This is a genomic window from Clostridium acetireducens DSM 10703 (assembly GCF_001758365.1).
Classification (GTDB): domain Bacteria; phylum Bacillota; class Clostridia; order Clostridiales; family Clostridiaceae; genus Clostridium_C; species Clostridium_C acetireducens.
On the sequence record NZ_LZFO01000008.1, the window covers coordinates 22,978 to 35,362 of the forward strand.

At 26.6% G+C, this 12,385-nt stretch carries 8 protein-coding genes; 7 read left to right on the forward strand and 1 reads right to left on the reverse strand.

Going from position 1 to position 12,385, the window contains the following annotated elements; all coding sequences use genetic code 11:
• Positions 1-445: 445 nt before the first annotated feature.
• From glgB to CLOACE_RS03735, 7 genes are all read left to right on the forward strand, one after another.
• A complete protein-coding gene (gene glgB / locus CLOACE_RS03705) occupies positions 446-2,440 on the forward strand; it encodes a 1,4-alpha-glucan branching protein GlgB (RefSeq protein WP_070109702.1) in 1,995 nt (664 codons plus the stop codon).
• Positions 2,430-3,653, forward strand: coding sequence for a glucose-1-phosphate adenylyltransferase (locus CLOACE_RS03710; protein WP_070109703.1), 1,224 nt, complete (start codon positions 2,430-2,432; stop codon positions 3,651-3,653). The genes glgB and CLOACE_RS03710 overlap by 11 nt, the downstream gene beginning before the upstream one ends.
• Positions 3,654-3,673: 20 nt before the next feature.
• Positions 3,674-4,792 (forward strand): glucose-1-phosphate adenylyltransferase subunit GlgD, encoded by a 1,119-nt coding sequence (glgD, locus tag CLOACE_RS03715; protein WP_070109704.1) that lies wholly within the window; start codon positions 3,674-3,676, stop codon positions 4,790-4,792.
• 12 nt (positions 4,793-4,804) lie between these two features.
• The gene (glgA, locus tag CLOACE_RS03720; RefSeq protein WP_070109705.1) at positions 4,805-6,235 is read left to right on the forward strand and encodes a glycogen synthase GlgA; all 1,431 of its coding nucleotides are present in this window, start codon (positions 4,805-4,807) and stop codon (positions 6,233-6,235) included.
• Between the two features lie 48 nt (positions 6,236-6,283).
• Positions 6,284-8,686 (forward strand): glycogen/starch/alpha-glucan phosphorylase, encoded by a 2,403-nt coding sequence (locus tag CLOACE_RS03725; RefSeq protein WP_139141310.1) that lies wholly within the window; start codon positions 6,284-6,286, stop codon positions 8,684-8,686.
• Between the two features lie 290 nt (positions 8,687-8,976).
• Positions 8,977-9,549, forward strand: a complete 573-nt coding sequence (locus CLOACE_RS03730; protein WP_242866388.1) for a sigma-70 family RNA polymerase sigma factor — start codon at positions 8,977-8,979, stop codon at positions 9,547-9,549.
• On the forward strand, positions 9,546-10,934 hold the full coding sequence (locus CLOACE_RS03735; RefSeq protein ID WP_070109708.1) for a DUF4179 domain-containing protein: 1,389 nt from the start codon (positions 9,546-9,548) through the stop codon (positions 10,932-10,934). Before CLOACE_RS03730 ends, CLOACE_RS03735 begins: the two co-directional genes overlap by 4 nt.
• Positions 10,935-11,209: 275 nt before the next feature.
• Here the strand turns inward: CLOACE_RS03735 and CLOACE_RS03740 are convergent, their stop codons facing one another.
• The gene (locus CLOACE_RS03740; protein WP_070109709.1) at positions 11,210-11,962 is read right to left on the reverse strand and encodes a hypothetical protein; all 753 of its coding nucleotides are present in this window, start codon (positions 11,960-11,962) and stop codon (positions 11,210-11,212) included.
• Positions 11,963-12,385 lie beyond the last annotated feature (423 nt).

Below are 12,385 nucleotides of genomic sequence, written 5' to 3' on the forward strand. Positions count from 1 at the left end.
TTTAGGGGACAGTTAACAAATAATTATGAAAATACATGGGTCGTAAAATATTTTAGCACTTAAAGTGAATTTCACTCTTAAATTCTATACTTTTAAAAAACTATTTTACTAAACTTTTCAAACTCGCTTGGCTCAAACAGTGAAAAGTTCTTCACGTAAAATAGTTTTTTAAAAGTAAGAAATTTATAGAGTTTATTCAATACAGTGCTAAAATATTTTACGGCCCATGTATTTTCATAATTATTTGTTAACTGTCCCCTAAATTAGTTTCTCAATTATTTGTTAACCGTCCCCTTATTTTTGTAATAAATTTATAGATAAGCCATATATATTAATGATTAGCTGTTTAAAATTTAATTTTATAAAATTTTTTTGCTGCAAAAGAGGAAATAAATATTCTTTATAGAATATTATAACAATTGGTAATGGGTTATTTTTGGAGGTGATGGTAATAAAAATAGAGGATATATCAGCTCCTAATTTGATTAAATTTAATAATGGGCAGCATTATAAAAGTTACAATTTGTTAGGAGCTCATATAACAGAAGAAAATGGAATAAAAGGAGCAAGATTTTCACTTTGGGCTCCTAATGCTAAAGAAGTATCTGTAGTAGGAGATTTTAATAATTGGCAAAGTGAAAATCACATAATGGAGAATAAGAAAAAATATGGTATATGGAGTTTGTTTATACCCAATATAAAAAAAGGAGATAGATATAAATACAAAATAATTACTAAAAATAATAATGAAATATTTAAGGCGGATCCTTATGCTTTTTATTCAGAATTAAGACCAGGTACAAATTCTATAGTTTTTCCTTTGAATAATTACGCTTGGAAAGATTATAATTGGCAAAATAAAAAAATATATTATAACCCATACAATTCTCCAATGCTCATATATGAAGTACATTTAGGAAGTTTTAAAAAAATAAAAAAAGGGGTTAATTATCGGAATTTAGCAAAAGAATTAATAGATTATGTTTTAGAATTAGGATACACTCATATAGAAATTTTACCAGTGGCAGAACATCCTTTAGATGAATCTTGGGGTTATCAAATAACAGGTTACTATAGTGTAACTAGTAGATATGGAACTCCAGAAGATTTTATGTATTTTATAGATTATTGTCATGAAAAGGGCATAGGCGTGATTTTAGATTGGGTACCAGCACATTTTTGTAAAGATAGCCATGGTCTTTCAAAATTTGATGGCAGCTGTCTTTATGAAAATTCAAATAGTTTAAAATCAGAAAATCCTCACTGGGGTACATTAAACTTTGATTTTACAAAAAATCAAGTTTGGAGTTTTTTAATTTCTAATGCTTATTTTTGGTTTCATGTGTACCATTTAGACGGACTTAGAGTAGATGCTGTAGCTAGTATGCTTTATTTAGATTATGGAAAAAGTGAGCACCAGTGGATACCTAATATATATGGTGGAAAAGAAAATTTAGAGGCAGTAGCTTTTATGAAAAAGTTAAATGAAGTAATATTTAAAAGTTTTCCAGGGGCTCTTATGATTGCAGAGGAATCAACAGCTTGGCCTATGGTTACTAGACCTACATACATAGGAGGTTTAGGATATAATTTTAAATGGAATATGGGTTGGATGAATGATACATTAAAGTATATGGAAATAGATACTATTCATAGAAAGTGGCATCACAGTAAAATAACTTTTTCTTTTTCTTATGCTTTTTCAGAAAACTATATATTGCCTTTATCTCATGATGAAGTGGTACATGGTAAAAAATCTTTAATTAATAAAATCAGTGGGAATTACTATGAAAAGTTTGCTAATTTGAGAGCTTTCTATGGATATATGATAGGTCATCCTGGTAAAAAGCTTTTATTTATGGGTGGAGAGTTTGGACAATTTATAGAGTGGAGAGATAAAGAAGAATTAGACTGGTTTTTATTAAAATATGATGCTCATAGAAAATTGCAGCATTATGTTAAAAAATTAAATTATTTTTACTTAAATGAAAAAACATTATGGGAAAAAGATTGTGAAGTAGAATGTCTAGATTTTATAGATGGCAATGATTATACCAATAGTGTTATAACATTTATGAGAAAAGGAAAAGAAAAATTAGATTTTATAATAGTTATATGTAATTTTACTCCTGTAATTAGAGAAAATTATAGGATAGGTGTTCCTTTTAAAGGAATTTATAAAGAAGTATTTAATAGTGATTTATGTGAATTTGGTGGAAAAGGTAATAAAAATAATGAAAATATAAATTCGGAAGAAATAAAGTGGCACAATAAAACATACTCTGTACAGTTGATACTACCACCTTTATCCACTATTTTCATAAAATTTAAAAGTTTTTTTAAGGAAGAAGAATATGAAAATAGAATCAATAATCTAAATTATAGGATTAAAGGTAATAAAAACATAAAAGACTTAGGGGGAAATGTAAATGAAGCATAAGGAATGCATAGCTATGATTTTAGCAGGAGGTCAAGGAAGCCGCCTTAAAATACTTACAAAAAAACTAGCTAAACCAGCAGTTTATTTTGGAGGTAAGTATAGAATAATAGATTTTACCTTAAGTAATTGTTCTAATTCAGGTATAGACACAGTAGGTGTACTTACTCAATATGAACCTTTAATTTTAAATTCTTATATAGGTATAGGAAGTCCTTGGGACTTAGATGTAAGCAATGGGGGAGTCACAGTACTCCCTCCTTATGCTATGGTAGGCAGAAGAGAATGGTACAAGGGTACTGCTAATTCTGTGTATCAAAATATAAATTTTATAGATGAGTATAGTCCTTTATATGTAATTATATTGTCTGGAGATCATGTATATAAAATGGATTATTCAAAAATGTTAGATTATCACAAAGAAAAAGGAGCAGAAGCAACTATTGCAGTTATAAAAGTTGATTTTGAAGAAGCTAGTAGATTTGGAATTATGAATACAGATAGCCATAATAAAATTTTAGAATTTGAAGAAAAGCCTAAAAATCCAAAAAACAATTTAGCTTCTATGGGAATATATATTTTTAATTGGGAATTATTAAAATATTATTTAATAAAAGATGAAATTAATAAAAATTCTAATCACGATTTTGGCAAGGATATTATACCTAAAATAATTAAAGATAATAGGAAAGCCTATGCTTATAATTTTGAAGGTTATTGGAAAGATGTAGGTACTATAGAAAGCTTTTGGGAAAGCAATATGGATTTACTTTGTGATAATCCAAAATTAAATTTATATGATACTAAGTGGAAAATATATTCAGTAAATCCAACTAAAGTTCCAAATTATATAGGAAATAAATCAAAAGTTACTAATTCTCTTGTAAATGAAGGCTGTATTATACATGGCAATGTAGAAAATTCCGTAATATTTCCTGGAGTTTATATAGAAGAAGGCAGCTTTATAAAGCACTCTGTAATAATGCCTAATGTAAAAATAGATAGAAATGTAATAATTGAAAAATCTATTATAGGAGAAGAAGCTGTTATAGAAGAAGGGGCTTCTATAGGTAAAAGCAGTGATAATATAGATGAATATTTATATGAAAAAATAGATTCGGATATTACAGTAATAGGTGGAGAAGTTACAGTATTAAAAGAATCTCAAATACCTAAGGGGATAGTAGTGGCAAGTATTAGTGAAGATTATGATTAGGAATTTTAGGGGGTAGTGTAATGAAAAATGTTTTGGGGATAATAAATAATTTAGATGAAGAAAGTAATTTAAAGGAAATAACAGCTAATAGGTCTATAGGTGCTGTTCCTTTTGGGGGCAGGTATAGACTTATAGATTTTATATTGTCTAATATGATAAATTCAGGTGTGCAAAATGTAGGAGTTTTGCTTCAAAATAATGCTAGGTCAGTAATGGCACATCTTCGTTCAGGTAAGGAATGGGGACTGGATAGAAAAATAAATGGATTAAATATACTTCCTCCTAATTCTATAAAAACAGTGGATGATATTCCTAAAGGTGATTTAGAAAATTTTTATGCAAATATAGATTACTTTAGCAAAGCTTCAGAAAAGTATGTAATAGTATGCAGTAGTAATTTTTTATTTAATATGGATTTTAAAAAAGTATTAAAGCATCATATAGAAAAAAATGCAGATATTACAATAATATATAAGGATTTTGGCAAGGATATATTAAATCATAATAAAAAAACTATAATGGAAACAGATAAATTAGGCAGGGTATTTAGAATGGAAGTAAATCCCCAAAAGGCCTATAGTTCAAAGGAATCTATGGAAGTATATTTAATGGAAAAATATTTGCTAGTAGATTTAATAAATAGATGTATATCTAGAGGAGTATATAATTTTAAAACTCATTGCATAATCCATAATTTAAGAGCTTTAAAAGTTTATGGATATGAATACAAAGGCTATGTGGCAAATATAGATTCTGTTAAAAATTATTATAAATACAATATGGATTTGTTAAATGTGGATATAGCTACTGAGTTATTTACAAAAGAAGGCTTAATATATACTTCTGTAAAGGACCAGCCTCCTGTAAAGTACATGGAAACAGCACAAGTTAAAAATTCTTTAATTGCCAATGGTTCTATTATAGCAGGAAATGTTGAAAATAGTATTATATCTAGAGGGGTTAAAGTGGAAAAAGGGGCTTATGTTAAAGACAGTATTATTATGGAAAATTCATTAGTACAGCAGTGTGCTAAAATAGAAAATGTTATTTTAGATAAAGAAGTTACTATAACTAAAAACATGACATTAATAGGAGGTAAATATTATCCATTAATAATAGAAAAAAAAGCTATTATTTAAGGAGGTAATTATATGAAGATTCTTTTTGCAGCTTCAGAATGTTATCCTTTTGCTAAAGCAGGAGGTCTTGGAGATGTAGTAGGTTCTCTTCCAAAGGAGATTAAAAAAAAGGGAATAGATGTTAGAGTTATCATTCCTAAATATGAAGATATACATTATAGTTTTAAAGAAAAAATGAGAAATATTTGTAATTTTAGAGTAACAGTAGGTTGGAGAAATCAATATTGTGGTATTGAACAGCTAGAGCATGAAGGTGTTACTTATTATTTTGTAGATAATGAATATTATTTTAAAAGAAAGGGATTATACGGCTATTATGATGAAGGAGAGAGAATAGCTTATTTTTCTAGGGCTATTTTAGAATCACTTACTCATATAGGATTTAAGCCAGATATAATACATTGTAATGACTGGCATACAGCTTTAGTAAGTGTGTTTTTAAAGGAACAGTATAAGTACAATCCTTTTTATAATGAAATAAAAACTTTTTTTACTATTCATAATTTAAAGTATCAAGGTGTGTTTGGAAAAGAAGTATTGGGAGAGCTTTTAAATATGGGTGAGGAAGTTTTTACTATAGATAAATTAGAGTTTTATGAAAAAGTTAATTTTTTAAAAGGTGGTGTAATTTATTCTGATGTAGTATCTACTGTAAGTGAAACTTATTCAAAAGAAATTCAAAGTGAGTATTTTGGAGAAGGATTACATCAGCTTTTAAAAAGTGTAAATTATAAAATTTATGGTATTGTAAATGGTATAGATTATCATGTGTATAATCCTGAAAGGGATAAAAATATATGGGCTAATTATTCTAAGTTTACAGGAAAAAATATTATAAATAAAATTCAACTTCAAAAAAGCTTAAATTTAGATGTTAGGGAAGAAGTGCCTATTATATCAATAGTTTCAAGATTAGTAGAAGGTAAAGGTATGGATTTAATAAAGTGTGTTTTAGATGATATTTTAAATATGGATGTTCAAATGGTGATATTAGGCACTGGGGACAGTGCTTATGAAAGTTTTTTTAAGGAAAAAGAAAAAATATACAAGGGTAAATTATCTGCAAATATTTATTTTGACGATAAATTGTCACATAAAATATATGCAGCATCAGATATTTTTTTAATGCCTTCTTTATATGAGCCTTGCGGTTTAGGACAAATTATAGCTTTAAGATATGGTACTTTGCCTGTAGTTAGAGAAACAGGAGGGCTTAAAGATACCATTTTTTCTTATAATGAATATACTGGAGAAGGAAATGGTTTTTCTTTTAGTAATATAAATGCTCAGGATATGCTCTATACTATTAAAAGGGCAATTGATTTTTATTATAATAAAGACATTTGGGAATTTTTAGTTAAAAAGGCTATGGCATGTGATTATAGTTGGAATAATTCTGCAGAAAAGTATTTGGATATTTATAAAAAAATTTTAGATAATTAATTTTTTTTAACCAGGTAATTTTTTATGAATAATTAGGAGGTTTTTCTGTTGGGGTTTAATAAAGAATATTTTAAGAAAGTGTACTTGAACAATCTTTGTACTTTATGTGAAACAAATTTGGAAGAAGCTACATTATTAGATAAGTATAATGCTTTAGTGTACACTATAAGAGATGATTTGTATAAAAAGTGGGTTAATACTAATAAAATTCGTAAAGAAAATAATGTGAAAAAGGTATATTATTTTTCTTTAGAATTTTTACCAGGAAAACTTTTAGATAGAAATTTAATTTATTTAGGTATAAAAGATTTATGCAATGAAGCTTTAGAGGAAATGGGAATTTCACTAAAAGAGTTAGAGGAATTAGAAGAAGATGCAGCACTAGGAAATGGAGGATTAGGAAGATTAGCAGCTTGTTTTTTAGACTCTATGGCTTCTCTTCAATTACCTGGTTGTGGATGTGGAATAAAATATAAATACGGATTATTTAAGCAAAAAATTATAAATGGTTATCAAGTAGAAGAAGAAGATAATTGGCTTAAAAGCGGGGGGCTTTGGGGTATAACTAAAATAGATAAGTGTGTAGAAGTTAAATTTGGAGGTAATGTAAAATCAATTTATGAAAATAATAAATTGATTTTTAAAGAGGAAAATTATCATAGTATTTTAGCAGAACCTTACGATGTGCCAGTTTTAGGGTATAAAAATGAATTTGTAAATACGCTAAGGCTTTGGAGGGCAAAATCTAAAAAGGATTTTGATTTTGATTATTTTTCTTTAGGAGAGTATTTAAAAGCAGTAGAAGAAAAAGTAGATATAGAGTCTATATCCTATGTGCTTTATCCTGATGATAATAATTATAAAAATAAAGTTTTAAGATTAAAGCAGCAGTATTTTTTAGTTTCTGCTAGTATTCAAAGCATAATAAATGAATATAAAAAAAGTAATAAAATTAATTCTTTCCATGAAAAAATAGCAATACACATAAATGACACTCACCCTACATTAGCAATTCCTGAATTAATGAGAATTTTAATAGATTATGAAGGATTATCTTGGCAGGAAGCTTGGCATATTACTGTAAATACTATTTCTTATACTAACCATACTATAATGCCAGAAGCATTAGAAAAATGGCCTTTACATATGGTTAAAGAGCTTCTTCCAAGAGTGTATATGATTATTGAGGAAATAAATAAAAGATTTTATGAAAGAGTTTTAAGAGAAAAAGGGGAACAAAAAGCTAAAAATATAGCTATTATTTTTAATAATGAAATAAATATGGCTAAATTAGCTATAGTAGGAAGTCATAGTGTAAATGGGGTAGCTAAGCTTCATACAAATATATTAAAGTCAGAAGTTATGAGAGATTTTTATGATATATATCCAGAAAGATTTAATAATAAAACCAATGGAATTACCCATAGAAGATTTTTATTAAAGTCTAATACTAAGTTATCTAATTTAATTAGTGAAAGCATAGGAGATTGTTGGATAAAATCACCTAAAGAACTTAAGAAGTTAGAAAGTTTTGCTGAAGATAAAAGTTTTTGTGAAAAGCTTCAATGTATAAAAAAAGAAAATAAAATAGAACTATCAAAAATTATAAAAGATAGTACTGGTATAATTGTGGATGAAAATTCTATATTTGATGTACAAATAAAAAGATTTCATTTATATAAAAGACAGCTTTTAAATGTGTTAAATATAATTTATATGTACAATGAAGTACTACAAAATAGAGATGTATTTCCTAGAACATTTATATTTTCAGGAAAAGCAGCTAGAGGCTATTATGAAGCCAAGCAAGTTATAAAGTTAATAAATGCTTTGGGAGAAAAAATTAATAAAGATAGCAGAGTAAAAGATAAAATAAAAGTAGTGTTTTTAGAAAATTATAGAGTTTCTCTATCAGAAAGAATTTTTCCAGCAGCAGATGTAAGTGAACAAATATCCACTGCAAGTAAAGAAGCCTCAGGAACTGGAAATATGAAATTTATGATGAATGGAGCAATTACCCTAGGAACTTTAGATGGAGCAAATGTTGAAATATTAGAAGCAGTAGGAAAAGAAAATATAGTGACCTTTGGTTTAAAAGCAGAAGAAGTATTAAATTATTATAAAAATAGAAATTACAATCCATTTGAAGTTTATAACAGAGAACCTATTATAAAAAATTCAGTAGACAAATTAGTAAATGGATTTTTAGATATAAATAGAGATGAATTTAAAGTTTTATACAATGAACTTCTTAGAAGAGATGAATATTTTGTATTAAAAGATTTTATGGAATATATAAAAGCTCAGAAAAAAATAGAACAGCTCTACAAGAACACAAATGTTTGGAATAAAATTAGCATTACAAATATAGCCAATTCAGCAAGATTTTCTAGTGACAGAACCATAAAAGAATATGCCAAAGAAATATGGAATATTGAAAATATAAAATAGATTTTTAAATTTAGGTTGATAGCAAACTATATGTTATCAACCTTTTTCTTATCAAAAAAATGGGGACGGTTAACAAATAATTAAGGAGCCAGAAGGATAGTAAAAGACTTTGTACCTTAAAGTGAATTTCACTGTTAAATTCTATCCTTTATAAAAAGCTATTTTACTACCCTAATATTTCTTTAATTATTTGTTAACCGTCCCCATTTTTAATAATATAAATGTATTGAAATATTGATAGAAAAGTGGTTGATATAACGTAGTAATATATGAGAAGAGAAATTGAGGTGATGAGAAGTTTGAAAATTAGTAAGGAAAACTTTATAGATTTTATGTTAAAAAGAGATGAGGGGGCTTTGGAGTTTGCGGTAGATTTGTATGGTGATTTAGTGTATAGGGTAGTTTATAGTAGCTTAAGTAAGGGATTTCAAGTTAATTCTATAGAAGAGTGTGTTAATGATGTTTTTTTGGCAATTTGGGATAATATAGATAGTTATGATAAGGTTAAAGGAAATTTTAAATCTTGGATTATTGCTATATCAAAGTATAAAGCTATAGATTATATAAGAAAATATTCTAAGGAAGAGCATTTAGAGTTTTTAGAGAATATTATTTTAGAGGATAAATGTAATGTTGAAAAATTAGTAATTGCTAAGGAAGATAAAGAAAGAGTTTTAAAAATGTTGGACGAGCTAAAGGATATTGATAAAGAAATATTTGTGGATAGGTATTTATTAGGGGAAGAAATAAGTAAAATTGCAGAAAAATTAAATGTAGATAGATCAGTTATAGATAATAGGTTGTCAAGAGGGAGAAAGTTTTTAAAGAAGAAGTTTTTATCATTGAAGGAGGATATTATATGAGAGAAAAGGATTTGTTTAAGTTATTTAATTATATGGAAAATGATGAAAAAGAATTTGAACATATTAATGAAAGTATGAATGATGTTCAAAAGAATAATTTAAAAAGTAATTTGAGAAAAACTATAAAGTGTAAAAAGCATAGTAGAAAAAAATATATAGCTATAGCAGCGGCAATTAGTATTTGTTGTGTTATAGGAGCTAATGCTAATTCAGGATTTGCAAAAGATATTCCTATACTAAATTCAGTAATGCAAACTATTACTAATAAATATGATGGAAATGAAGAGTATGATAAATATTCCAAAGCTATAAATAAAACTGCAGAAGATAAAGGTATAAAATTTACTGTAAATGAAGCAGTTTGTGATGATTCGCAGTTAGTCATAAGTTGTACATTAAATTCAAATAAAAAAATAAAAGTTGATAATGAGGATATAAGTAGTTTATTTTTAGGAAATTATATTAGCATAAATGGAAAGAAGGAAAGACTAGGAGGAGGCATGCAGTGGGAAAATGTAGATGATAATACTATTATAGGAGTTTGTGAATTAGATGTAGAAGATAAAAAACTAGGAGGAGATTTTAAAGTAGATTTAAATGTGGATAAAATATTTAATACTAGTGGTAAGTGGGACCTTTCTTTTAATGTTTCTAAAAAAGCTTTAGAAGAAAAAACTTTAAAAGTAAAACCTAATATTAAAGTAGATTTTCCTAATAATACTTTAGTAGTGGATAAAGTAAGTTTAAATCCTATAAATACATCTATATTTATAAAAGGAAAGTATAAAAATAAAGAAAGTCAAGGAAAAATTAAGGGATATAACTTATTTGATTATGGATATTGGATTATTTTAGATGACAAAGGGGTAGAACTTTTTCAAAAAGGAAGTTCAGGAGAAAGCCAAGGAGTATTTAATATAAATGGGTATAAATACAAACTAGATTTAGAAAGCTTAAAACAAACCCCTAAATACTTAACTGTAATTCCATGCGAATTTACTAGAAATACAGAAGAAAAAAATAAATTTAAAGAAGTTAAAGTTCCTATTAATGGACAATATCCTATAAAGATAAATCAAGGCAAAATGGGCAATCTTATAATAAATGATATAAAAAATGAAGACAACAAAACAATTATAAAATACACTGCAGATGGACAATTTCCTTATAATCAAGCTAATAAATTACTTGTAAAAGATGAACAAGGAAATGAATTGGAAATATATAACATGTGTAAAAGAAGAGAAAATAGAAATAAACCTAGAGAATTTGTACTAAAAGTAGAAAAGTTACAACCAAACAAAAAATACTTTTTATGCTCAGATACTATAGATAATATTAAGACTATGAAAGAATATATATTCAAAATACCAATAACTAAATAAATAAAAATTTTGGGGACGGTTAACAAATAATTATGGAGATAGAAGGATAGTAAAAGACTTTGTACCTGTATTGAATAAACTCTATAAATTTCTTCCTTTATAAAAACTATTTTACGTGAAGAACTTTTCACTGTGTGAGCTGAAAGCGAGTTTGAAAAGTTTAGTAAAATAGCTTTTTATAAAGGATAGAATTTAAGAGTGAAATTCACTTTAAGGTACAAAGTCTTTTACTATCCTTCTATCTCCATAATTATTTGTTAACCGTCCCCAAATTTTTATTTCTTTTTCTTTAATATAATAAATGCTATGGCTGCAACTGCAACTATTGATATTCCAGAAACTAAAGCTATGTTTGTTTTGTTTGATATGGAATATGTAGCTATTAGAGGATTGTTTGGATTAATTTGTGATAGGGAATAGCTCCATTTTAAAGTATTTACGTTGTTAGATGCACTAGTTGATACTGCATTGGTAACTTCAACTTTTCCTGGAACTACAATTTCGTTGGAAAAAACAATAGAAGAACCTAAAAATGCTTTAACTTGTTCAGGACTAACTATTTCTAAATCTTGAGGTTGTCCAGCTTTATTATTATTTAAAGCTTCTTTTGAAAGCTCATCTAAAGAAAATCCTTTTGGTAAATATAATTTATATTGGTAAGTGATTTTAAATAAAGATTTATTTTCTTTTATTTCTATTTTGATTTCATCTTTTTTAACATCTTTAAATAAATCATTAAATTCTTTTATGTTGTTAAATTTTAAAGTATATTCTTCAATAGATTTTTCACCTTCTTTAAAGGCTTTCTTTTGAATATTTTTGTTTTTTAAATTAAATAAGTTATTATTATTTTCGTTGCCAGATAAAACTTGTTCATATATACCTTCTGATGAAATTTTAAAAGTTATAGTTCCAGCTCCTTTATTATTAATTACTGTTTTTGTTCCCACATTTAATGTGCCACAGCCTGTTATAGTAAAACATAATAATAAAGTAAAAATTAGTGCCCAGTGTTTAAAAATTCTCATATTATCACTCCTAATAAAAATATTACTACATCATGTATTTATTCTATGTTTAATATTAAAATCCTTCTATATACTATATGTAAAAACAGGAGTTGTTGTATAAATATATTAAATTTGGGTTGTTAAATAAAAAATAATTAAAAATAATAATACAGCAGCATAAAGAAAGTTTGTAAATAATTTGAATGAATTTTAGACACTCTTAGAATAAAAAGTAAAAAAACTCCGTAATTCATCACAGGACGTGATGAGCCAATTTCCGCCCCAAGGACGGGGCATAAATTGGGTAGGAGTTTTTTTATTTTTTATTCTTAGAGTGTCTTAATGAAATGACTTATTTACAAACTTTCTTTATGCTGCTGTATTATTATTTTTAATTATTTTTTATTTCAAATTATATCAATTATTTTTTATTTAACAACC